Source organism: Pseudomonas helmanticensis (genome assembly GCF_900182985.1).
GTDB classification, from domain to species: domain Bacteria; phylum Pseudomonadota; class Gammaproteobacteria; order Pseudomonadales; family Pseudomonadaceae; genus Aquipseudomonas; species Aquipseudomonas helmanticensis.
In genome coordinates, this window is the sequence record NZ_FXUY01000001.1 from 4,574,136 (window position 1) to 4,597,805 (window position 23,670).

Annotated in this window: 21 protein-coding genes; 12 read left to right on the forward strand and 9 right to left on the reverse strand. The window is 60.5% G+C overall.

Going from position 1 to position 23,670, the window contains the following annotated elements; translation table 11 throughout:
* Nucleotide 1: 1 nt before the first annotated feature.
* Nucleotides 2-523, forward strand: a complete 522-nt coding sequence (locus QOL84_RS20360; RefSeq protein ID WP_283438350.1) for a hypothetical protein — start codon at nt 2-4, stop codon at nt 521-523.
* Here the strand turns inward: QOL84_RS20360 and QOL84_RS20365 are convergent.
* Nucleotides 520-1,941 (reverse strand): aminotransferase-like domain-containing protein, encoded by a 1,422-nt coding sequence (locus tag QOL84_RS20365; protein WP_283438351.1) that lies wholly within the window; start codon nt 1,939-1,941, stop codon nt 520-522. The genes QOL84_RS20360 and QOL84_RS20365 overlap by 4 nt on opposite strands.
* A gap of 179 nt (nt 1,942-2,120) precedes the next feature.
* Here QOL84_RS20365 and QOL84_RS20370 point away from each other — a divergent pair, with 179 nt between their 5' ends.
* Nucleotides 2,121-2,366, forward strand: a complete 246-nt coding sequence (locus tag QOL84_RS20370) for a DUF1127 domain-containing protein (protein ID WP_283438352.1) — start codon at nt 2,121-2,123, stop codon at nt 2,364-2,366.
* A 114-nt stretch (nt 2,367-2,480) separates the two neighbouring features.
* On the opposite strand, the gene QOL84_RS20375 is transcribed toward QOL84_RS20370, so the two are convergent.
* Complete coding sequence (locus tag QOL84_RS20375; RefSeq protein WP_283438353.1) at nt 2,481-3,791, reverse strand: NAD(P)/FAD-dependent oxidoreductase; 1,311 nt, start codon at nt 3,789-3,791, stop codon at nt 2,481-2,483.
* 148 nt (nt 3,792-3,939) lie between these two features.
* On the opposite strand from QOL84_RS20375, the gene QOL84_RS20380 reads away from it, so the two are divergent.
* On the forward strand, nt 3,940-4,293 hold the full coding sequence (locus QOL84_RS20380) for a YkgJ family cysteine cluster protein (protein ID WP_283438672.1): 354 nt from the start codon (nt 3,940-3,942) through the stop codon (nt 4,291-4,293).
* Nucleotides 4,294-4,454: 161 nt separating this feature from the next.
* Here the strand turns inward: QOL84_RS20380 and QOL84_RS20385 are convergent, their stop codons facing one another.
* Nucleotides 4,455-4,943: an Lrp/AsnC ligand binding domain-containing protein gene (locus tag QOL84_RS20385; protein ID WP_003177284.1), complete on the reverse strand. Its 489-nt coding sequence runs from the start codon at nt 4,941-4,943 to the stop codon at nt 4,455-4,457.
* Nucleotides 4,944-5,099: 156 nt separating this feature from the next.
* Here QOL84_RS20385 and dadA point away from each other — a divergent pair, with 156 nt between their 5' ends.
* The 6 genes from dadA (at nt 5,100) to QOL84_RS20415 (ending at nt 11,431) form a co-directional block, all read left to right on the forward strand.
* Nucleotides 5,100-6,404 (forward strand): D-amino acid dehydrogenase, encoded by a 1,305-nt coding sequence (dadA, locus tag QOL84_RS20390; RefSeq protein WP_283438354.1) that lies wholly within the window; start codon nt 5,100-5,102, stop codon nt 6,402-6,404.
* The gene (locus QOL84_RS20395; protein ID WP_034152045.1) at nt 6,376-6,729 is read left to right on the forward strand and encodes a RidA family protein; all 354 of its coding nucleotides are present in this window, start codon (nt 6,376-6,378) and stop codon (nt 6,727-6,729) included. The genes dadA and QOL84_RS20395 overlap by 29 nt, the downstream gene beginning before the upstream one ends.
* A 94-nt stretch (nt 6,730-6,823) precedes the next feature.
* Complete coding sequence (gene alr / locus QOL84_RS20400) at nt 6,824-7,897, forward strand: alanine racemase (RefSeq protein WP_283438355.1); 1,074 nt, start codon at nt 6,824-6,826, stop codon at nt 7,895-7,897.
* An 88-nt stretch (nt 7,898-7,985) separates the two neighbouring features.
* Nucleotides 7,986-8,534: a cupin domain-containing protein gene (locus tag QOL84_RS20405; RefSeq protein WP_025112726.1), complete on the forward strand. Its 549-nt coding sequence runs from the start codon at nt 7,986-7,988 to the stop codon at nt 8,532-8,534.
* 182 nt (nt 8,535-8,716) lie between these two features.
* On the forward strand, nt 8,717-9,133 hold the full coding sequence (locus QOL84_RS20410; protein ID WP_053125000.1) for a c-type cytochrome: 417 nt from the start codon (nt 8,717-8,719) through the stop codon (nt 9,131-9,133).
* A 369-nt stretch (nt 9,134-9,502) separates the two neighbouring features.
* Entirely contained in the window at nt 9,503-11,431 is a 1,929-nt protein-coding gene (locus QOL84_RS20415; RefSeq protein WP_283438356.1) for an acetyl-CoA hydrolase/transferase C-terminal domain-containing protein, read from the forward strand.
* A 105-nt stretch (nt 11,432-11,536) separates the two neighbouring features.
* Here the strand turns inward: QOL84_RS20415 and QOL84_RS20420 are convergent, their stop codons facing one another.
* The gene (locus QOL84_RS20420; RefSeq protein ID WP_034152041.1) at nt 11,537-12,109 is read right to left on the reverse strand and encodes a xanthine phosphoribosyltransferase; all 573 of its coding nucleotides are present in this window, start codon (nt 12,107-12,109) and stop codon (nt 11,537-11,539) included.
* 58 nt (nt 12,110-12,167) lie between these two features.
* Complete coding sequence (rep, locus tag QOL84_RS20425; RefSeq protein WP_129386480.1) at nt 12,168-14,177, reverse strand: DNA helicase Rep; 2,010 nt, start codon at nt 14,175-14,177, stop codon at nt 12,168-12,170.
* Nucleotides 14,178-14,439: 262 nt separating this feature from the next.
* Here rep and QOL84_RS20430 point away from each other — a divergent pair, with 262 nt between their 5' ends.
* Entirely contained in the window at nt 14,440-16,110 is a 1,671-nt protein-coding gene (locus tag QOL84_RS20430) for a putative bifunctional diguanylate cyclase/phosphodiesterase (RefSeq protein ID WP_283438357.1), read from the forward strand.
* A gap of 70 nt (nt 16,111-16,180) precedes the next feature.
* Here QOL84_RS20430 and QOL84_RS20435 read toward each other — a convergent pair whose 3' ends face one another.
* A complete protein-coding gene (locus QOL84_RS20435; protein WP_283438673.1) occupies nt 16,181-17,575 on the reverse strand; it encodes a NorM family multidrug efflux MATE transporter in 1,395 nt (464 codons plus the stop codon).
* Nucleotides 17,576-17,733: 158 nt separating this feature from the next.
* Here QOL84_RS20435 and QOL84_RS20440 point away from each other — a divergent pair, with 158 nt between their 5' ends.
* Entirely contained in the window at nt 17,734-18,654 is a 921-nt protein-coding gene (locus QOL84_RS20440; protein WP_283438358.1) for a LysR substrate-binding domain-containing protein, read from the forward strand.
* A 185-nt stretch (nt 18,655-18,839) separates the two neighbouring features.
* Complete coding sequence (locus tag QOL84_RS20445; protein WP_283438359.1) at nt 18,840-20,816, forward strand: methyl-accepting chemotaxis protein; 1,977 nt, start codon at nt 18,840-18,842, stop codon at nt 20,814-20,816.
* Between the two features lie 128 nt (nt 20,817-20,944).
* Here QOL84_RS20445 and QOL84_RS20450 read toward each other — a convergent pair whose 3' ends face one another.
* The 3 genes from QOL84_RS20450 to QOL84_RS20460 are packed head-to-tail and all read right to left on the reverse strand — an operon-like array spanning nt 20,945 to nt 23,648.
* Nucleotides 20,945-22,348: a vWA domain-containing protein gene (locus QOL84_RS20450; protein ID WP_283438360.1), complete on the reverse strand. Its 1,404-nt coding sequence runs from the start codon at nt 22,346-22,348 to the stop codon at nt 20,945-20,947.
* A gap of 57 nt (nt 22,349-22,405) precedes the next feature.
* Entirely contained in the window at nt 22,406-22,912 is a 507-nt protein-coding gene (locus QOL84_RS20455) for a hypothetical protein (protein ID WP_129396058.1), read from the reverse strand.
* Nucleotides 22,913-22,916: 4 nt separating this feature from the next.
* The gene (locus tag QOL84_RS20460; RefSeq protein ID WP_283438361.1) at nt 22,917-23,648 is read right to left on the reverse strand and encodes a hypothetical protein; all 732 of its coding nucleotides are present in this window, start codon (nt 23,646-23,648) and stop codon (nt 22,917-22,919) included.
* Nucleotides 23,649-23,670: the final 22 nt, after the last annotated feature.

The following is a 23,670-nucleotide window of genomic DNA, read 5'->3' on the forward strand; positions in this document are numbered from 1 at the left end:
CATGAAACCTTGGGTTATTGCCGTATTGCCGGCTTGTTTTGCCTGTGCCTCCGCCTGGGCGAACGCTGCATGTGAGGTGGATCTGTCGCCAGCGACCGTGGATTTCGGCGCCACCACCCGCGCCGAACTCTTGCGTTTTGCAGGTGCGCAGGGCGCAGGATTTGGCCTGCGCAATGTGCATTTGCGCATCCAGTGCCCGCAAGTTCGTCCGATCAAATGGTCCTTTGTCGCGCCGGCGGCGGGCGCTCGAGGCTATCGCTGGGAGGCTGGCACGTTGCAAGTGCGGATTGTGGCTGCACGCCTGGATGGCGTGGCGGTGCAGTGGCGGCTGGAAAGCGGTCAGCCAGTCGAGGCGAATCTGTTAGCGCCGGGAGCGCGTATCGTGCCCTGGAGCGGAGCGGCTATTGCGCAGGGACGGTATCTGCAAGTGGAGCTCGAGATCGATGCCCAAGTGGCGGACGCCTCAAGCCGGGTGGCCGACCTGAGGCGATTCGAGGGCCACGGAACGTTTCAGATCGATTAGTCGGCTGCGGCCAGCAGTTTGATCGCTGCCGCCCCCACCTTGCGTACCGCTTCTTCGATCAGCGCTGTCGGTTTGGCCGCGTAGTTCATCCGCAGGCAATTGCGGTACTTGCCCGAAGCGGAAAAGATGCTGCCGACGGCAATCTGAACGCCTTGATCGTGCAACTCACGATTCAGTTTCAAGGTGTCGAAACCTTCCGGCAATTCGACCCACAGCATAAAGCTGCCTTGTGGTCGGCTGGCGCGGGTGCCGACAGGAAAGTACCGCGTGACCCAATCGATCATCATGTCGCGATTGCGCTGGTATTGCGTACGCATCCGCCGCAAATGCGGTTCGAAATGGCCGGCCTTGAGGAACTCGGCAATAGCGATCTGCGGCTGCGGCGCGGTCGATCCGGTGCTGATGTATTTCATGTGCAGCACGCGTTCCAGATAACGACCCGGAGCAACCCAGCCGATACGCAGCCCCGGTGCCAGAGTCTTGGAAAATGAACTGCAGAGCAGCACGCGGCCGTCTTCGTCGAAGGATTTGATCGTGCGCGGACGCGGGTAGGTGTAGGCCAGTTCGCCATACACATCGTCTTCGATGATCGCCACGTCGAAACGCTGTGCGAGGTTGAGCAGGGCGCGTTTTCGCGACTCCGGCATGATGTAGCCGAGCGGGTTATTGCAGTTCGGGGTGAGTTGAATGACCTTGATCGGCCATTGCTCCAGCGCCAGTTCCAGCGCTTCGAGACTGATGCCAGTGAGCGGGTCGGTAGGAATTTCCAAGGCTTTCATGCCGAGGCCTTTCAACGTTTGCATGGCGCCGTGAAAGCTTGGCGAATCGACCGCGACAATGTCGCCCGGCTCGCAGATCGCGTGGATGCTGGTGGACAGCGCTTCGTGGCAACCGGTGGTGACCACCAGGTCGCTGGCGCTCAGCTGGCAGCCGGAATCGAGCATCAACCGGGCGATCTGCTCACGCAGTTCGAGGGTGCCGTGGATGTTGTCGTAATACAGACCAGGCATGTCCTGGCGGCGGCTGATGCGGGCCAGCCCACGCAGCAGCGGTTTCATGGTCGGCGAACTGATGTCGGGCATGCCGCGACCCAATTGCACGACGTCCTTGCGCGGCACCGCGCGAATCAATTCGAGCACCTGATCCCACTGCGAAATTTCCACTGGCCGCTGCGCCGGACGACCCACGGCAGGCAGCTCCGGCAGCTCACGGCCGACCGGCACAAAGTAGCCGGACTTGGGTTTCGGCGTGGCCAGGCCGCTGTCTTCGAGCATGCGATAAGCCTGCTGCACCGTGCTCAGGCTGACGCCATGTTCTACGCTCAAGGCGCGCACCGACGGCAACCGGTCACCTGGACGATAGAAGCCTTGTTCGATGCGCGTGCCGAGCAGTTCGGCGAGGTTCACATACAAAGTCATGGCACTGCCTCGATGCAGTTGATTCGTTAAACCAGTACAGATGCGTCAAAAATCGACAATTCAGACTCGGAAGCAGCAAATCTGTATGGAATTAATACAGATCCGTTGAATCTGTAATGCTTTTGCCGACCCGCGCATCATGGAATCTCTGGCTACCCAAGTAAACAGGAGCGACAAAAATGAACGGCTTGAGCGATGTGCGGCTGACGTTACACAGTCAGGAACTGGAGGCAGGGCAGAAGGACAATGCGTGGCATGCGGCGATGCGCAACGCGCCGTCCGGCCTGAGTCGCTGGGAACTGTTCTGGCATCGTCTGCACACACGCAAGGCGTTGCTGAGCCTCACGCCGGACCAGCTCAAGGATATCGGGCTGACGCGTGAACAGGCGCTGGAGGAGGGGTTGAAGCCGTTCTGGCGGATCTGATAACCACTGATCGTTCCCACGCTCTGCGTGGGAACGCCGCCCCGGACGCTCCGCGTCCGCTGTGACGCAGAGCGTCACTGGATGCATTCCCACGCAGAGCGTGGGAACGATCAATCAGACCAACTCTTTCATCCGATGCCACAACATCCCCAACGCCAGCAGCGGCGAACGCAGATGCTTGCCGCCCGGGAAAGTGATGTGTGGCACCTTGGCAAACAGATCAAAGCCACCGCTGTGCTGGCCGCTGATCGCCTCGGCGAGCAACTTGCCCGCCAGGTGCGTGGCATTCACCCCGTGCCCGGAGTACGCCTGGGCGTAATACACGTTCGGTTGATCGGCGAGTCGGCCAATCTGCGGCAAACGGTTGGCGCCGATGCCGATCATGCCACCCCACTGATAGTCGATTTTCACCCCAGTGAGTTGCGGGAAGACTTCGAGCATCTTCGGCTGCATGTACGCCGCGATGTCTTTCGGATCACGTCCCGAATAATGGCAAGCACCGCCAAACAGCAAGCGCCGGTCAGCCGAGAGTCGGTAGTAATCCAGCGCTACCCGCTGATCACACACCGCCATGTTCTGCGGCAGCAGGTTGTGCGCCTGTTCTTCGCTCAACGGTTCGGTGGCGATGATGTAGCTGCCGGCGGGCAGCACCTTGCCGCTGAGTTGCGGATTGAGATCATTCAGATAGGCGTTGCAGCCGAGCACCAGCGTCTTGGCGCGAACCGAACCCTGGGCCGTGTGCACTTTGACTTCGGGGCCATAGTCGATGCGGGTGACGGCAGAGTGTTCAAACAGTTTGACGCCCAGTTGCTGCGCCGCTGCCGCTTCGCCCAACGCCAGGTTGAGCGGATGCAGATGCCCGGAACCCATGTCGATCAATCCACCGATATAGCGTTTGGAACCGACTACGCTGTGCATCTCGCTGGCTTGCAGCAAACGGGTTTCGTAGCGATAACCGAGGCTGCGCAGTTCTTCGGCGTCTTCGGCAAAACCTGCAAGGTCGCTGGGCTTGTTGGCGAGATCGCAGTAGCCCCAGGTCAGGTCGCAGGCAATCTGAAAACGCTCGACGCGCTGGCGGACGATTTCCACCGCTTCCAGGCCCATCAGTTTCATCTCGCGTACGCCGTCGCTGCCGATGACATTGGCGAACTGATCGAGGCCATGGCCGACCCCGCGAATCAGCTGGCCGCCATTGCGACCGCTGGCGCCCCAGCCGATCTTGTGCGCTTCCAGCAACACCACGCTGAGGCCGCGTTCGGCCAGTTCCAGTGCCGTGTTCAACCCGGAAAAGCCGCCACCGACCACGCAGACGTCGGCCACCACGTCACCTTGCAGCAGCGGACGATCCGGTTGCGGCAAGCTGCTGGCGGCGTAGTAAGAGGCAACGTGGGGTTGGCTCGCGGGGGTGTCGGCGCGGGCGGTCATGGGCATCATCCTGAGGCTTGGGTGTCGAGAAAATTTGACGGAGCATAAGCCGCGCGCCCGAACGCGGGCAACACTGGTCGGCCCGCGGTGTCTGGATCACGGCTTTTGCGGCACAATTGCCGTCTATTTCACCTTGGTTACCGTTTCGATGAGCTGCAACAGCCAGACAGTCCGCACCTTGCGCCAGCAGATCCCCTCGTTCGAGTGCGTGCCCGGCTGCCACGATTGCTGCGGGCCGGTGACCACCTCGCCGGAAGAAATGTCGCGCCTGCCGCGCAAGACCCGCGCCGAACAGGATGCGGCGATGGATGAGCTGAACTGTGTGCACCTGGGGCCGAATGGCTGCACGGTGTATGAGGAGCGGCCGCTGATTTGCCGGTTGTTCGGCACGACCAAAACCTTGCCTTGCCCGAATGAGCGGCGGCCGGTTGAACTGATTCATCCGCGGGTCGAGAAGCAGATTTTCGAGTACATGGCGGCGAATCGGCAGGTGTTGGTTTAAAAGATCGCAGCCTTCGGCAGCTCCTACAGAGAAATGCATTCATGATCGTTCCCACGCTCTGCGTGGGAATGCAGCCCGGGACGCTCTGCGTCCCAAATGCCGAACGCGGAGCGTCCGAAGAGGCATTCCCACGCAAAGCGTGGGAACGATCGTCGCGGTGCTCAGTCCGGAATCGGCAGGCTCAAGCTCTCCTTAACCTCTTCCATGACGATATAACTCTTCGACTCCCGCACATGCGGCAGCTTCAGCAGAATGTCGCCCAGCAGCTTGCGGTACGAGGCCATCTCGGAAATCCGCGCCTTCACCAGGTAATCGAAATCCCCTGACACCAAATGACATTCCAGTACGTGCGGCAATTTCAGCACCGCGCGGCGGAACTCCTCGAAGGTGTCGCCGGATTTGTAGTCGAGGCTGATCTCGACGAACACCAGCAAGCTACCCTTCAAATGCTGCGGGTTCAGCCGGGCGTTGTAGCCCATGATGATGCCTTCGCGCTCCAGACGTCGCACTCGCTCGGTGCACGGCGTGGTGGAGAGACCGACCTTTTCCCCAAGTTCGGTAAAGGAAATCCGCCCGTCCGCCTGCAGGATCCGCAAGATGTTGCGGTCGATCTTGTCCAGCTCACGTTTGGTCTGAGTGTTGGTACGCATAGGGGATGCGCCTCCGTGAAAAGGGTTTTTGCCGAGAATTGTCGCCAAATATAGGCGCTTATATAGTGAAAAGCACTGGCATTTCTTTTTTACACTGCGCGCATCATTGCTCTAACAACAGACGTACGCGGCCCTGCCGCGATGAGGGATACAAAAATGCGCGTAATGGTCTTGGGTAGCGGCGTCATCGGTACCGCCAGTGCTTACTATCTGGCCCGTGCCGGGTTTGAAGTGGTGGTGGTCGACCGGCAGCCTGCTGCGGCCATGGAGACCAGTTTCGCCAACGCCGGCCAGGTCTCGCCGGGCTACGCCTCGCCGTGGGCCGCGCCGGGCGTGCCGCTGAAGGCGATCAAGTGGCTGCTGCAACGCCACGCCCCTCTCGCGATCAAGGCCACCGCCGACATCGACCAGTACCTGTGGATGGCGCAGATGCTGCGCAACTGCACCGCCAACCGTTACGCGGTGAACAAGGAACGCATGGTGCGCCTGTCCGAGTACAGCCGCGACTGCCTCGACGAATTGCGCGCCGAAACCGGCATCGCCTACGAAGGCCGCAGCCTCGGTACGACCCAGCTGTTCCGCACTCAGGCGCAGCTTGACGGCGCCGCCAAAGACATCGCCGTGCTGAAAGAATCCGGCGTGCCGTTTGAACTGCTCGACCGCGCCGGCATTGCCCGCGTCGAGCCGGCGCTGGCCAGCGTCACCGACATCCTCGCCGGTGCCCTGCGCCTGCCGAACGACCAGACTGGCGACTGCCAGATGTTCACCACGCGTCTCGCCGAAATGGCCGTGAAGCTCGGTGTCGAATTCCGCTTCGGCCAGGACATCCAGAAACTCGACTACGCCGGTGATCGCATCAACGGCGTGTGGATCGACGGCAAGCTGGAAACCGCTGACCGCTACGTGCTGGCCCTCGGCAGCTACTCGCCGCAAGTGCTCAAGCCGCTGGGCATCAAAGCCCCGGTGTATCCGCTCAAGGGTTACTCGCTGACCGTGCCGATCACCAATCCGGCAATGGCGCCGACCTCGACCATTCTCGACGAGACCTACAAGGTCGCGATCACCCGTTTCGACAACCGCATCCGCGTTGGCGGCATGGCCGAGATCGCCGGTTTTGACCTGTCGCTGAACCCGCGTCGACGCGAAACCCTGGAGATGATCGTCAACGACCTTTATCCTCAGGGCGGCAATCTGGCCGAGGCGAGTTTCTGGACCGGCCTGCGTCCGACCACGCCGGATGGCACGCCGATCGTTGGCGCCACGCCGTTCAAGAATCTGTTCCTCAACACCGGTCACGGCACCCTCGGTTGGACCATGGCGTGCGGTTCCGGTCGTTTGCTGGCCGACCTGATGGCGAAGAAAAAGCCGCAGATCAGCGCCGAAGGCCTCGATATTTCCCGTTACGGCAACAAAATTCAGGAGTCCGCAAAACATGTCAATCCAGCGCCAGCTCACCAATGAGCGCATGAGTCAGATCGTCAGCCACAACGGCACCGTGTATCTGGCCGGGCAGGTCGGCGACGACTTCGACGCCGGGATTGAACAGCAGACCCGCGACGTGTTGGCCAACATCGAGCGTTTGCTTGATCTGGCTGGTACCGACAAACAGCACCTGTTGTCGGCGACGATTTACCTGAACGACATCGAGGCGCACTTCGCCGGGATGAACTCGGTGTGGGATCAGTGGCTGCCGAAAGGCGCAGCCCCGGCCCGCGCCACCGTCGAAGCAAAAATGGCCAAGCCGAGCATTCTGGTAGAAATCTCTATCGTCGCCGCGCTGCCGTAACGGTTGTAAAGATCCCTCTCCCGGCGCTGTTGGCGGTTCACGTCGTCAGTCGGCGCCGGTTTTTATTCCCATGACCGCCTAGAAGTCTGCCGCCATGCGTCCTGCCCGTGCCCTGATCGACCTTCAAGCCCTGCGCCACAACTATCGAATTGCCCGCGAAGTCACCGGCGCCAAGGCGCTTGCGGTGATCAAGGCCGATGCCTACGGCCATGGCGCGGTGCGTTGCGCCCAGGCGCTGGAAGCCGAGGCCGATGGTTTTGCCGTCGCCTGCATCGAGGAAGCGCTGGAGCTGCGCGCCGCCGGCATTCGTGCGCCGGTGTTGTTGCTGGAAGGGATTTTCGAGGCCGATGAGCTGGCGCTGATCGTCGAGCATGATTTCTGGACGGTGGTGCACTCGCTCTGGCAGCTCGAAGCTATCGAGCAGGCCGCGCTGAGCAAGCCGATCACGGTGTGGCTGAAGCTTGATTCGGGCATGCACCGCGTCGGTCTGCACCCCAAGGATTACGCGGTGGCCTATCAGCGTCTGCTGGCCAGCGGCAAAGTGGCGAAAATCGTCTTGATGAGCCACTTCGCCCGCGCCGATGAACTGCACGCGCAGAGCAGCACCGAACAAGTGGCGGTGTTTGAAGCGGCGCGTCAGGGCCTGGCGGCGGAAGTCAGCCTGCGCAATTCGCCTGCCGTACTCGGCTGGCCGCAGATTCACAGCGACTGGGTGCGCCCGGGCATCATGCTTTACGGCGCGACCCCGTTCGAAGAAGCCAACGCCGTGGCCGATCGTCTGCAACCGGTGATGACTCTGGAATCGAAAGTCATCTGCGTGCGTGAACTGCCGGCCGGTGAGCCTGTCGGTTACGGCGCCAAGTTTATCACCGACAAACCGATGCGTATCGGCGTGGTCGCCATGGGTTACGCCGACGGCTACCCGCGTCAGGCGCCGACCGGTACACCGGTTTTGGTGGCTGGCAAGCGCAGTCGCATTCTCGGTCGCGTATCGATGGACATGCTGTGCATCGACCTGACTGATGTGCCGGAAGCCGACCTCGCTTCGCCTGTCGAACTGTGGGGCAAAAACATCCTCGCCAGCGAAGTGGCGCAGTGGGCCGACACTATTCCGTACCAGATTTTCTGCAACCTGCGCCGGGTGCCAAGGCTCTATTCCGAGGGTTGACGCCGCTGCGGGGGCCAAGTGTTGTAAATACTGAACGCTGTCGCCATGATAACGCTCAATATTCTTACAACATCAGGAGGCTCGCGCCTTGGACGTCGGTGAACGACTGCAATCGATCCGCAAGCTCAAAGGGCTTTCCCAGCGTGAACTCGCCAAACGCGCGGGCGTCACCAACAGCACCATTTCGATGATCGAAAAGAACAGCGTCAGCCCTTCGATCAGTTCGCTGAGGAAGGTTCTGGGCGGGATTCCCATGTCCATGGTCGAATTCTTTTCCGAAGAAATCCTGCAGGAAATTCCGACCCAGATCGTCTACAAGGCCAACGAGCTGATCGACATTTCCGACGGCGCCGTGACCATGAAACTGGTCGGCCGCGCGCACCCCAGCCGAGCCATCGCGTTTCTCAATGAAATCTACCCGCCAGGCGCCGATACCGGCGAAGAAATGCTCACCCATGAAGGCGAGGAAACCGGGATTCTGGTGGAGGGTCGCCTGGAACTGGTGGTGGGTCTGGAAACTTTTATTCTCGAAGCCGGCGACAGCTACTACTTTGAAAGTACCAAGCCGCATCGTTTCCGTAATCCGTTCGACTTGCCTGCGCGACTAATCAGCGCAGCCACGCCGGCGAATTTCTAAACCAAGAGGCGCCAGGCCATTACGGCAAAGGCACCCAAGCTGTTTTACCGATGCGCAACAAGACCCCTTTAATAATGGGGTTGTTTCAGTGTGGCGGGCTACCCGCTATACTTGCGCCCGCCTGCGAACCGTGGCCGCAGGCGTGAATAGCCACCATTGAGGGTGAACGCGTGAATCTAATTATGAAAATGCTGGCTGCACCAGCAACCGTATTGGCCCTCTGGGCTGTCAGCGCTCAAGCTGCGACGAATGACGACATTGCCAAACGCCTCGAGCCTGTCGGCCAGGTGTGTGTTCAAGGGCAGGAATGCAAGGGGATGGAAGTGGCGGCAACCGCCGGCGGCGGTGGCGGGGCCAAGACTCCGGACGAAGTGATTGCCAAACATTGCAACGCTTGCCACGGTACCGGCCTGTTGGGCGCACCGAAAATCGGTGACGCGGCAGCCTGGAAAGACCGTGCCGATCACCAGGGCGGCCTCGACGGTCTGCTGGCCAAGGCCATTACCGGCCTGAACGCGATGCCGCCGAAAGGCACCTGCGCTGACTGCTCGGATGACGAGCTCAAAGGCGCTATCCAGAAAATGTCCGGCCTGAAATAAGCCGCGCTTCTGACGAAAAAAACCGTCTCCGGACGGTTTTTTTGTGCCTGCGATTCAAGAGCCCCTCATCGGAACGCCGCCCGCCCATCCCTCTCCCGAAGGGGGGGCCGACCGAGGTGTCTGGCGTCTGACATCGACCTGACAGATTGAGTCGATTATGGATTCAGTAAGGCTATTTCAAGTCGGCGTAGCTTTCCAATATCCCCCAATCAGTCCCCTCTACCTCTGGGAGAGGGCTAGGGTGAGGGCAACAATCGAGTAGGAAAGGGATTTCACGAACAGCGCACATTCACTCTGAAGCTGTTCTTTGCAGCAAACTCAAGGCAAGCTCGGTCTACCCCTATTCACGGAACGGGCAGGAGGCTTCAGATGGTGCAGTTGTGTTCGATCGAACAGGCAGTGGACGACGTGATCGCACGGTTACCGGCGCATATCCGCATGGGCATGCCGCTGGGGCTCGGCAAACCCAATCACTTCGTCAACGCACTGTACCGGCGTATCGCCAAACTGCCGGAGCGGCAACTCACCATCTACACCGCGCTGTGCCTGGGCCGCCCGAATCTGGGCGATGGTTTGCAGAAGCGCTTTATCGAACCCTTCGTCGAGCGCGTCTTCGGTGATTACCCGGAATTCGATTTCCTCGCCGACCTGCACCACGACAGCCTGCCCGCCAATATCCGTATCGAACAGTTCTTCATGCAGCCCGGCAGCCTGCTCAACAGCGCGCCGGCCCAGCAGGATTACGTCAGCAGCAATTACAGCCACGCCGCGCGCGACATCAACGCCGCCGGGCTGAATCTGGTGGCGCAATTGCTCGCCAGCAGCAGCGAACACCCGGATCGCCTGAGCCTGAGCTGCAACCCGGACATCACCCTCGACCTGTTGCCGATGATCACCACGCGTCGCGACGCCGGGGAGACGATTCTGCTGGTCGGCCAGGTGCACACCGATCTGCCGTACATGCCTGGTGATGCCGAAGTCGATATCGACACCTTCGACCTGCTGATCGATGAGAAGGACAGCAGCACGCTGTTTTCCACGCCGAACATGCCGGTGGGGTTTCAGGATCATTTCATTGGTTTGCACGCGAGTACGCTGGTGCGTGACGGCGGCACGTTACAGATCGGCATCGGCTCGATGGGTGATGCACTGACAGCCGCGCTGCTCGCACGTCAGGCGGATAACGCCGGTTACCTGGCCTTGCTGCATGACATCAACCTGAGCCAATGGGCGCAACTGATCGAGCGCGAAGGCGGCACCGGGCCGTTTGCCAAAGGCCTCTACGGTTGCAGCGAGATGTTCGTCAACGGCCTGCTGGTATTGGCGGATGCCGGGATCATTCGGCGCAAGGTCTACCCTGATGTGCCGACGCAGGAGCAGGCCAACGCTGGCACCCTCGACGAAGCCGCGCAAACTGACGGCATCTCGGTGCACGGCGGTTTCTTCCTCGGCCCGCGCAGTTTCTACGAGCGCCTGCGCGAGTTACCACAAAGCAAGCGCCTCGAATTCAACATGACCCGCATCAGCTACATCAACGAGCTCTACGGGCAGGAAGAACTCAAGCGTTTACAGCGCCTCGACGCGCGATTCATCAACACCGTGTTCACCATGACCCTGCTTGGCGCTGGCGTGGCGGATCAACTGGAAGACGGGCGGGTGCTTAGCGGTGTTGGCGGGCAGTACAACTTTGTGGCGCAGGGGCATGCGTTGCATGATGCGCGCTCGATTCTGATCCTGCGCAGTTGGCGAGAATCGGGTGGCGATATCAGCTCGAACATTGTCTGGGAATACGGCCACTGCACGATTCCACGGCATCTGCGCGATATCGTCGTGACCGAATACGGCATCGCTGATCTGCGCGGCAAAACCGATGCCGTAGTGATCGAGTCGCTGCTGAACATCAGCGACTCACGCTTCCAGCAAGGCTTGATCGAGCAAGCGCAAAAGGTCGGCAAACTGCCAAAGGATTTCCGCCTCGATCCGCGCTTCGCCGACAACACGCCACAGCGTTTGCAAGCGATCGCCGCACGGCATCCGAACCTGTTTCCGGAGTATCCGCTGGGTTGTGATTTCACTGCGATCGAACGGGATTTGTTGCGCGCGCTGAACTGGCTGAAAAGCAAATTCAAACTCACCGAGATTCTGGAACTGGGCAAAGCCGCCCTCGATGCACCGGAGGCGTCGCTGTATCCTGAACATCTTCAACGCATGCAACTGACAAATCCGGACGGCCTGAAAGAAGACCTGTTCCAGCGCCTGCTCCTCACCGGCCTGAAAGCCACCACCCAAACCCCGTAGGAGCTGCGGCACGCTGCGATCTTTTGATCCTGATCTTTAACAGATCAAAAGATCGCAGCCTCGTTGCACTCGACAGCTCCTACACGGGAAATACGGTGTTGCGGGTTATTCGATGAAGGTGACGACGCCACCCGTCAGCGATTTCACCCGGGCCAGTGATTCGACGCGGTAGCCCTGCGAGTCCAGCTCGGCGCGGCCGCCCTGGAACGACTTCTCGATGACGATACCCAAACCGGCAACGGTGGCGCCGGCCTGTTTGATGATCGAAATCAGCGCTTGCGAGGCCTTACCGTTGGCCAGGAAGTCGTCGATGATCAGCACGCGGTCGCTGCTGGTCAGGTGGCGCGGGGAGATCGCCACGGTGCTTTCGGTCTTTTTGGTGAACGAGTAAACGGTCGCCGACAGCAGATTTTCAGTCAGGGTCAGGGACTGTTGTTTGCGGGCGAAGATCACCGGCACGCCAAGGTTCAGACCGGTCATGATCGCCGGGGCGATGCCCGAGGCTTCGATGGTGACGATCTTGGTGATGCCCGAATCCTTGAACAGCGAGGCGAATTCGTCGCCGATCAGCTTCATCAGGGCCGGGTCGATCTGGTGGTTCAGGAAGGCGTCGACCTTCAGGACCTGGTCGGAAAGCACAATGCCTTGTTCGCGGATTTTCTGCTGCAATGCTTCCATGAAGCTGTCCTCATTTGGCGCTTTGTGCGCCGAAGGTCTAGTAAAAAAGTGGTCAATTCTAGCGCTTTAACATCGCGCGTATATCAGCCAATGCGCTATTGCCGCGCACGACTTTGACTTCGGTCGGTGTGTCGTCGTTGCCTTCCCAGGCCAGATCGTCCGGCGGCAGCTCATCGAGGAAGCGGCTCGGCGCGCAGTCGATGATCTCGCCGTACTGCTTGCGCTTGGCGGCGAAGGTGAAAGCCAGGGTCTGGCGCGCGCGGGTGATGCCCACGTAGGCCAGGCGGCGTTCTTCTTCGATGGTGTCGGCTTCGATGCTGGAACGGTGCGGGAGGATTTCCTCTTCCATGCCCATGATGAACACGTAAGGGAATTCCAGACCTTTGGACGCATGCAAGGTCATCATCTGCACGCCTTCGGCACCGTCTTCCTCTTCCTGCTGACGTTCGAGCATGTCGCGCAGGACCAGTTTGCCGATGGCGTCCTCGACGGTCATTTCGCCTTCTTCGTCCTTTTCGAGGGTGTTTTTCAATGCCTCGATCAGGAACCAGACGTTGCTCATCCGGTAATCGGCAGCCTTGTCGCTGGAGCTGTTGGTGCGCAGCCAGTTCTCGTAGTCGATATCCATGACCATGCTGCGCAGGGCAGAGATCGGGTCTTCGCCGGCGCACTGCTCGCGTACTTTGTCCATGAAACGCTTGAAGCGCGACAGGCGATCGGTGAAGCGGCTGTCGAGATGTTCGCCCAGACCGATTTCGTCGGTGGCGGCGTACATCGAGATTTTGCGTTCGGTGGCGTAGTTGCCGAGTTTTTCCAGGGTGGTCGAACCGATTTCGCGGCGCGGCACGTTGATTACGCGCAGGAAGGCGTTGTCGTCATCCGGGTTGACGATCAGGCGGAAGTACGCCATCAGGTCTTTCACTTCCTGGCGGCCGAAGAAGCTGTTACCGCCGCTCAAGCGGTACGGCACCTGGTGATGCTGCAACTTCAGCTCGATCAGCTTGGCCTGATAGTTACCGCGATAGAGGATGGCAAAATCGCTGTACGGGCGGTCGGTGCGCAGGTGCAGGCTGAGGATTTCCATGGCCACGCGCTCGGCTTCGGCGTCCTCGTTGCGGCAGCGGATCACGCGGATCTCGTCACCGTGGCCCATTTCACTCCACAGCTGCTTTTCGAATTCGTGCGGGTTGTTCGAGATCAGCACGTTGGCGCAGCGCAGGATGCGACTCGTCGAGCGATAGTTCTGCTCGAGCATCACCACTTTCAGCGATGGATAGTCGTCCTTGAGCAGCATCAGGTTTTCTGGCCGCGCACCGCGCCAGGCGTAGATCGACTGGTCGTCGTCGCCGACCACGGTGAACTGGTTGCGCGTGCCGATGAGCATTTTCACCAGCAGGTATTGGCTGGCGTTGGTGTCCTGGTATTCGTCGACCAGCAGGTAACGCACCTTGTTCTGCCACTTTTCGAGAATGTCGGCGTGCTCTTCGAAGAGTTTTACCGGCAGCAGGATCAGGTCGTCGAAGTCCACCGCGTTGAACGCTTTTAGTGTGCGCTGATAGTGGGTGTAAACGATGGCGGCAGTCTGTTCCTTGGGATTACGCGCGTTCTCCAGCGCCTGAGGCGGCAGGATCAGGTCGTTTTTCCAGGCGCCGATCATGTTCTTGATCTCGTCGACGCCGTCTTCGCCCGCGTATTCCTTCTGCATGATGTCGGTCATCAGCGCTTTTACATCGGTCTCGTCAAAGATCGAGAAACCGGGTTTGTAGCCCAGTCGCGCGTGTTCCTTGCGGATGATATTCAAGCCGAGGTTGTGGAAGGTGCAGACCGTCAGGCCACGCCCTTCGCCGGCCCGCAGCAACGTGCCAACCCGCTCTTTCATCTCGCGCGCGGCCTTGTTGGTAAAGGTCATGGCGACGATGTACTGGGCGCGGATGCCGCAGTTCTGAACCAGGTGCGCGATCTTGCGGGTGATCACGCTGGTCTTGCCGGAGCCAGCACCGGCGAGCACCAATAGAGGGCCGCCGACGTAGTTCACGGCTTCTTGCTGCCGGGGATTGAGTCGGGACATACGAAAATTCGGGAGTCGTTGACGAAATGGGCCGGCATTTTAACAGGCTCAGAGATTTGTGCTGCTCTCTCCGACTTGTGACGTACTGCGCGATTCAAATTTGCCGGTTTTGTTACTTTCGCGGAGGATGCGCGGTGATTTTGCGGCTAATGTACTCATTCGTGACACAAAATAACGTTTTGATAACCGTTGTCATTTGGTCATTGAACTTCGCAACGGCATAATGCCCCGCCCACATCATTGCAGAGTCTAGGGAGCTAGCTTGTCTACGCCTGTCGAACCCTTGCGTTTGCTGCTACTGGCCGAAGAGCCAGCGTGGACAGCGTTATTGCGTGAGTGTCTGGCTCCGATGGGGAGCGCGGCGGTGCTGATCAGCGCGCCGAGCTGGGACTCGGTCAGCAGTCTGTTCGAAGACAACCGCCATGCTGTGCTGTTGACCATTGCGGCGTTACAGCCGGCGCCCGGTCGTTGCAGCCTGCCGACGGTCTTGCTGCTGGAACACGAACCGGACACCGCGCCCGTTGGTGTCAGTGACTGGCTGGTGTTCGACGCCCTCGACGCCGGCATGCTCCGCCGTTGCCTGCGCCATGTGCGCGAACGCGGCGTGCTCGAAAATACTTTGCAACGCCTGGCCGAACAGGATCCGTTGACCGGCATCGCCAACCGCCAGGGTTTCCAGACCTTGCTGACCGCGCGTCTTGCTGAAGGCGACGGTCGTGGCCTTGCCCTCGGGCACCTTGATCTCGACAACTTCCGCCACGCCAACGACGCCCTCGGCCATCAGGCCGGCGACCGTTTGATCTTGCAAGTCGTCGCACGGCTGAAAAGTCAGCTCGAAGCCGGTGATCAACTGGCGCGCCTGGGCAGCGATGAATTCGCCTTGCTGATCGACACCCGTCGCGCGCCGCAACGCGCCGAATGGATGGCCGAACGCATTACCGAGGCCCTGTCTGAACCGTATTGGGTCGATGGCGAAAGCCTGCTGATCGGCTCCAGCCTCGGCATCGCCCATGCCCGCGCGCAAGCGGGCGCCGACCCGCTGATGTGGCACGCACACATCGCCATGCAACAGGCCAAGAGCACGCAAGGCTGCACCTTTCATATCTTCAACGAACGCATCAACCGCAACGCGCGGAGCATGGCCGACCTCGAAAGCGAGCTGCGCCGGGCCTTGCGTCGCGATGAACTGGAGCTGCATTACCAGCCACGGCTGAATCTTGAGGACGGTCAGATTGTCGGCCTCGAAGCCTTGGTGCGCTGGCGACATGGCGAGCGCGGTCTGCTGCCACCCAGCGAATTTGTGCCGCTGGCCGAGCAGAGCGGCTTGATCGTGCCGCTGGGTTACTGGGTCATTTCCCGGGCGCTGCGTGACATGCAGGCGTTGCGCGAGCGTGGTCTGCCGGCGTTGCACATGGCGATCAATTTGTCATTCCGCCAGTTTCAGGACAGCCAGTTGTTGCCGACGCTTAGTCGGTTGATCACTGAGCGTGGCGTCGAGGCGCAATGGCTGGAGTTCGAACTGACCGAAACCGCCGTGATGCGCCGCAGCGATCTGGTCAAACAGACCATGGACGCCCTCGGCCGGCTCGGCGTGCGTTTCTCGCTGGATGACTTCGGCACCGGATTTTCCTCGTTCGTGCACCTCAACAGCCTGCCGATCACCTTGCTGAAGATCGACAAGAGCTTTGTCGGCGGCATGGAGCAGCGCGAAGAGAACCGCAAACTGGTGCACGCGATGATCAATCTTGCGCACAACCTGCATCTGGAAGTGGTGGCGGAAGGGGTCGAGACGCCGGAGCAACTGGAGTTGCTGCGCGGGTTTGGCTGCGATCAGGTGCAGGGCTATCTGATCAGCCGGCCGTTGCCGTTGGCGGAGTTGGTTGAATACCTGACGTTTGGCTCAAGCCAACAGGTTTCTGTGGAGGCCGTTTAAAAGATCGCAGCCTGCGGCAGCTCCTGCACCGATTCATGTAGGAGCTGCCGAAGGCTGCGATCTTTTGATCTTAATCCGCACGAACAGCCTCGAACCTCTGTGACACAGGCTCCAGCCGAATCATCCGCTTCATCTTCCATTCAAACGCCAGCGTCAGGCTCACCGCCGCACACGCCAGGCCCAGCGCCAATCCCCACCAGACGCCCGTCGGCCCCCAGTTCAAGTGGAACGCCATCCACCACGCCGCCGGTGCGCCAATCAGCCAATAGCAACCGAGCCCGACCAGAAATGTGGTTTTCGCATCCTTCAGTCCACGAATGCAGCCCATGGCAATCGTCTGTGTGCCATCGAACAACTCAAACCACGCCGCCACCGCCAGCAGGCTCACCGCCAGACGAATGACCTCGGCAAACGCCGGATTGTCATGGTCGAGAAACAACCCGACCAACTGGTTGGGCAACAACCAGAACACCATGGCAAACCCGAGCATCACCACCGCGCCAAAAACAATTCCGACGCGGCCCGACATCCGCGCATCCAGCAGTTGCCCGGCGCCGTAATGCTGGCCGATGCGCATGGTGATCGCATACGACATGCCCGCCGGCACCATGAACGCCACCGAGACAATCTGCAGGGCGATCTGGTGCGCGCCCAACTGCGTGCTGCCCATGGTGCCCATGCACAACGCCGCGAAGGCAAACAAACCGACTTCCACCGCGTAGGTGCCGCCGATTGGCAGGCCGAGACGCCACAATTCTTTGAGATATTGCCGGTTGGGCCGCGACAAGCCTGCGCGCAGCGGATAAGCGTCATAGGCCGGATGCCGACGGATATGCCAGGCCAACGCCAGCGCCATGCAGTTGGCGACAATCGCCGTGACCAGACCGATGCCCATCAGCCCCATCTTCGGCAAGCCGAACATGCCGGTGATCAACGCGTAATTGAGCAGGAAGTTGGCCACCGTGCCGGCCAGGCTGATGACCATCACCGGCGTCGCCCGGCCAATCGCACTGGTGAAGCCGCGCAGGGCCATGAAGCTCAGGTAGCCGGGCAGGGCGAAGGGCAGGGCGATCAGAAATTGCCCCGCAGCATTGACGTTGGTTTCGGTCTGGCCGAACAGCAGCAACACCGGTTTCAGGTTCCACAGCAGCAACCCGGCGCCCAACGCCATCAGCCACGCCAGCCACAAACCGGCTTGGGTCAGCCGCGCTGCACCAATAATGTCGCCGGCACCCTTGCGAATCGCCACCAGCGTGCCGACCGCCGCAATCACGCCGATGCAGAAAATCGACACGAACGAATAAGTCGCCGCACCCAGTCCGCCGCCAGCCAACGCTTCCGGACTGAGGCGCGCCATCATCAGGGTGTCAGTCAGCACCATCAGCATGTGCGCCAACTGGGAAGCAATCAACGGCCCTGCCAGCCGCAGAATGGCCCAGAGTTCGGTACGCACAGGATGCTGCATGGTCATCACCACTCGATTTCGGAGGGAACAGGAGACCGTCGATTCTCGGCGCTTGGCAGGCTTTGCACAAAGGGATAAAAAGGATGGGTGGCATGATTAAAACTCATCATGAGTAGAAACTGTCCATTTCGCTGTATCCCGCTGCAGGAGCCTTGTGCATGTCTCGTCGATTTCCTCCGTTGTATGCCCTGCGCGCATTCGAAGCCGCCGCGCGGCACAGCTCGTTCACGCGTGCGGCCGAGGAGTTGTCGATCACCCAGAGTGCGGTGAGCCGGCATATTCGTACGCTCGAAGATCACTTTGCCTGCCGGCTGTTTCATCGCAGCGGGCGCAATCTGCAATTGACTGAAGCCGCGCGGTTACTGTTGCCAGGCATCCGCGAAGGCTTCGGTGCACTGGAGCGGGCCTGCAACACCTTGCGTGCCGAAGACGACATTTTGCGCATGAAAGCCCCGTCGACCCTGACCATGCGTTGGCTGTTGGCGCGGCTGAGTCGCTTCCGTCACCTGCAACCGGGCAACGAAGTGCAACTGACCAGCGCGTGGATGGATGTGGATTCGGTGGATTTCAACGATGAGCCGTTCGATTGTGCAGTGCTGTTGAGCGACGGCCATTTCCCCCCGGACTGGGAAGCGAGTCTGTTGTTTCCGGAAGAACTGATCCCGGTCGGCGCACCGAACCTGCTGAATGATCAGCCGTGGGATTTGTCTCGACTGGCCTCCACCGAATTGCTCCATCCGACGCCGGATCGCCGCGACTGGCGCAGTTGGCTGGAGCATATGGGCTTGTCCGATCAGGTCTCGCTCAAGGGCGGGCAAGTCTTCGACACGCTGGAATTGGGCATGATCGCGGCGGCGCGCGGTTACGGTGTGTCGATGGGCGATCTGTTGATGGTTGCCGAAGATGTCGCGCAAGGACGGCTGAGCCTGCCATGGCCGACTGCGGTCGCCAGTGGATTGAATTATTACCTGGTGTGGCCGAAGACCCGTCCGGGAGGTGAACGTTTGCGCCGCCTCAGCGACTTCCTGCAGGGCGAAGTCCGCGCCATGGAGCTGCCGGACGTTGCACGCTTGAGCTGAAACGTTCGAGCCGCCACAATGGCGGCCTTGCGCCATACCCTCGCAATGCGCTCAAGTATTCGGTTTTACCGCCGACTATGAGCAAGTGGAACCGTCGTGCCGGTATCCACGATTCACCCCCAACTATTAGAAAATTATCCGAGTCGAGATCAAGGAGGATCCCGTGGCTCGGCCAGGAGCTGTGCATGTCTCAACCTCGCGCTCGGATCGCCTCGCAGCTGGGCCTCGCGCTCGCTGTGATACTGGCAATCGTCATCAGTGGCAGTACTGTGTTCGCCCTGCGTTCGCTGGATTCGGCCAACCTCGCCACCCGTGAAGAACATCTGGCCAGTGAGGCGCGGCTGCTGGCCGACCAACTGAGCACCTTTCACGGCACGCTGCGTGAAAGCACCCAGCGTCTGAGCGGGTTGTTCGAAAAGCGCTTCAGCGCCGGCCTGAGCATTCACGCCGATGAGCCGGTGACGGTCGCTGGCACGCAAACCCCGGGCCTGCATCTGGGCAGCGAAGTGCTGAACAACAACTTCAAGGAAGTCGACGAGTTCAAGCAGATGACGGCTGGCGTCGCCACGCTGTTCGTGCGCAGTGGAGAAGACTTTGTGCGGGTCAGCACCTCGCTGACCAAGCAGGATGGCACCCGCGCCATCGGCACCTTGCTTGACCATGCTCACCCGGCGTACGCGAAGTTGATGGCCGGGCAGAGCTATGTCGGCCGCGCGTTGCTCTTCGACCGTTCCTACATGACCCAATACACCCCGGTGCGCGATGGTAGCGGAAAGGTGATTGCGGTGCTGTTCGTCGGGTTCGATTACACCGATGCGCAGAACGCTCAGTTCGACAACCTCAAGCGTTTCCGTATCGGCCAGACGGGTTCGCTGGCGCTGCTCGATGAGCAAAACAAATGGCTGGTTCCGCCGGCGGGCGTGCAGGCGCTGGATCAAGCGATTCCGGTCATCAGCGGTCTGGCGAAGACACCGGGCAAAGGTCAGTTCTGGGGTGACAAGGCCGAAGATTTCTACAGCGTTGCTGTGCCGTTCGACGGTGGCCCGTGGTCGGTGGTGGCGAGCATGCCGAAAGCCGAGATCCGCGCTGTGACCTGGAGCGTCGGTACGCAACTGGCCATTGGCAGCTTGCTGGCGATGTTGCTGGCGGTCGGTTCGGTGGTCTGGCTGCTGCGTAGCAAACTGGCGCCACTGGGTGACCTGGTGCGTCAGGCCGAAGCTTTGGGCGCCGGCGATCTGAGCGTGCGCCTGAACGTGTCGAGCAACGACGAAATCGGTCAGCTGTCCCGCGCGTTCAACCAGATGAGCCAAGCGTTGTCGACTATGGTCGAGCACATCCGGCGCTCTTCGGAAGAGGTCAACAGCCGTGCGCGGGCGTTGTCCGGTTTATCCGGCGGTGCTTATGAGGGCATGGAGCAGCAGTCCGGCGAAATCACCAGCATGGCCGGTGCGGTGGAAGAGTTCAGCGCGACCTCGTTGAACATTGCCGACAACATGGGCGCGACTCAGCGTCTGGCACAGGAAAACGCCCAGCAAACGCAGATTGGTCGCAGCTCCATGGAAGAGGCTTCGTCCTCGCTGGAGCAAATCGCCGGCGCGCTGAACAGCACCGCCACAGTAATCAACACACTCGGCCAGCGCTCGCAGGAAATCGGCGGCATTGTCGGGGTGATCACCTCGATTGCCGAGCAGACCAATCTGTTGGCGCTCAACGCTGCGATTGAAGCGGCGCGTGCCGGTGAACAAGGGCGTGGCTTTGCCGTGGTGGCGGATGAAGTGCGCAGCCTGGCATCGCGTACTCGCCAGGCCACCGATGAAATTTCCAGCATGATTCACAGCATCCAGCAGGAAACCGGCAACGCGATCAGCACCATGGAGCAGGGCAATGTGCTGATGCAGGAAGGCCTGTCGCGTAACGCCAATGTCGCCTCGGCGCTGGCACGCATCGATGAGCAGAGCCGCTCGGCGGGTCAGCAATTTGCCGCGATTACTACGGCGACTCAGGAGCAGAGCAGCACCGCGACATTGCTCAGCAGCAACCTGCAGAGCATTGCGCTGGCCAACAGTGAACAGCGCGAAGTGGTGTCAAACCTCGCCGTCACCGCCAAAGAGCTGGAGAAACTCGCAGCAGACCTGCGCTCTGAGGTCGACCGCTTCCGCTGATGCCTCTTGTAGGAGCTGACGAGCGAAACGAGGCTGCGATCTTCTGATTCTGCAAAGCAAGATCAGAAGATCGCAGCGTGCCGCAGCTCCTACAGGGGGATTACGCGGTGACGAGGAGCCGGTGTGTGTCAGTTACATTTGGCGTTGCTGGAGACTTCCTTGCTCGCCAGTTTCAACTGTTTGGCCAGTTCGGCCGCGTTGGTGCTTGCGTAAACCCGGCCTCCGGTATTTTTCGCGATGCACTGTGAAGGTCCACCGGCGCCGATGCTCACCACATTGACCCGCAACCGCGGTTGCTCCTGGGCAATGCGTCGGGATACCGCGCAGACGTCCTTCTGGCAACCGTCCTCGCCGTCGATGAACATCACGATCACCGCGTCATTGTTACGCCCGTCCACGGTGCTCGCCGCTTTCGCCAGGCTATCGGCCAACGGCGTGCCATCGTTGGGTACCAGGCCACGGATCCCGTTGATCAGGCGTGAACGATCGGCAAACTTGAACACCCCTTGGTCAGGTGTGCTTTCGCAACCGGCGAAGGTGATCAGGCGCGTGTCGATCTTCGGGTCCAGCGCGTTGATCATGCCGGCCAGCGAATCCTGGGCGACGTTCATGCGGCTCGGTTTCTCGAAGATTCGCATGGCACGATTGGGGTCCATGTACTGGTTGAGACTGTTGCCAAAGAACCATTCTTCGTCGGCTTTCACCGCTTTGGTGTTGAGCTCCATCGACCCTGATGTATCGAGCACCACGACGAATTGCGGGATCACCGCATTCGGGGCTTTTTTACGGCAGGCGAAGTTGTCCAGTGTCGGTGGCGGCGGCGGGGCAACGACCACCGGTTTTGGCGGCGGGACGGGTTCCGGGGCCGGCTCGGGTTCCGGCTCTGGTTCTGGAACCGGTTGCGGTTCGACCACAGGCTCGGGCACCGGCTCGACCGGTTGTTCCACAGGCGCCACGACCGCTGCTGCGGGGGGAACTGCAACGACAACAGGTTCACGGTGCAGAAACCACCAGAGCCACAGCGCCAGCAGCAACAACAGCAGCGCCAGCAAGGCAGCGGCGATCCACCAGCCACGGCGCGAAGGCGGCACCACCGGCGCCAATGGCACTGGCGGTACGACCGGCGGCACGATCGGTCGCGGCGGTCGCTGGTTCCAGCGCACCACCAGCGGCTCACCATTGAGGCTGTAAAGCTTGTCCAGCTCAGGGCTGCCGAGCAGGTTGCGCAAGTCATCCGCTACCGTCGGCTGCCCGCGTTTTTGCAATTCATCGGCCAATTGTTCGAGGGAGGTCTGGCGCACCTCATAGGTTTGCAGCAAGCGTCGTTGCGCGTCCTCATTGAGTTCGGCATAGGGCGTGGGCTGGCCACCCAGTTCGGTCCACCATTCCAGCACATCGCCGCTGCCCATCCGGGGGATGGCGAACAGGCTCGCGCTGGTCGGCGGAAAGTGTTTTTGAATGAGGGCGACTTTGGCCTGCAGCGCACTCATCCCCTCCGGTGTGGCGTGCGCATCCCTGATGACCCGCTGCATGACGACGATTCCTGAAAAAGCTGCAGGCCTCCGACGGGAGGCCTGCGGGGTGAAAAGTTACTCTTCGTAACCGAGACTGAACTGCAGTTGATTGACCTTCTTCTGCAGCGTTTTCAGCTGTTCCTGCTTGGCCGCCAGAGTCGCCGGTGAAGCCTTGGCGGTAGGGGCTGCCTGCGACGCCTTGAGCTGCTGCTCCAGATCGGCAATCTGCTTCTGCACCGAGCCTTCATTACCGCGCCGGCCCTTGAGCGAGGTCAGCAGCTTGCCCAGCGACTGGTTCAACTCAGCTTGGGATTTCTGCTGACTGGCCAGATCGGTTCTGGTGCTCAGTTGCTGGGCCTGAATGTTCTCGTAGACCTGGCGGAACATCGCGTTTTGCAGACGCGATTCGGTCAGTGCCTGCTCCTTCTGCTTGACCTGATCGCTGTAGCCACCGGAGTAGTCACAGTTCATCTTGGTCAGCATGCTGCTGTCGCGATTGGTCGAATCGCATTCGCCAGGCTTGGTCGCGCAACCGCTCAAGGCCAGGATGGCGGTGAGGACCGCCAGCTGTTTTAGCGTCATGTGCTTAACCCAGAGTGATCGCGGAGCGCTGGCTGTAAAGACCGTCGACTTCCTTTTGCAGGGCGGCGACTTTCTCGTTCATCTTCAGAATGTTCACGTCGACCTGCTTGATCTCGGCGCTGGCGCCTTGCGCGCGTTCGGCGTCGGCCACCTTGGTGTACTCGGTGACCTTGGTGCGCATGTTGCCGAGGTCTTTACGCAGGCGGGCGATGTTCTGGTCGATTTCGGCGATTTGCGCCTGCGCCTTGGTCTTGTCGACCTTCTTGCTGGCGATGTCCTTTTTGATCTGGGCGATGCGTGCCTGATCGTCGTTGATCACTTGTTGCGCGGTCGCGGTACGGGCCACCACGTTTTGCGTGTCTTGCTCGACATCGCTGTTCATCTTCGCCAGACGGGTGGTGGTGTCGGAGTATTCGCTGCGACGCTGATCCAGATAGTAGTTGGCGCCCATGGCCACGCCACACGCGGTGATACCGGCGGCGATCGCGCAAACAGCCTTGTTGCTGCTGTTGGACAGCGCGCAACCGAGGATACCGACGCCGGCACCGACGGCGCAGGCCTGATAACCGGATTTGCTGAAGAACTGTGCGTCACTGCCCTGGGTCAGGCGTGGGTCGGTGCCATCGCTGCCGCCGAGCATCGAACTGCCGGTATTGGCGCAACCGGTCAGCAGCAGGCTGCCGGTGAGTACGAAAGCGATTTGTAGCTTGAAGCGAGTCCAGAGGCTGCGCGACATGGTGAAGCTCCTTGATGACAGT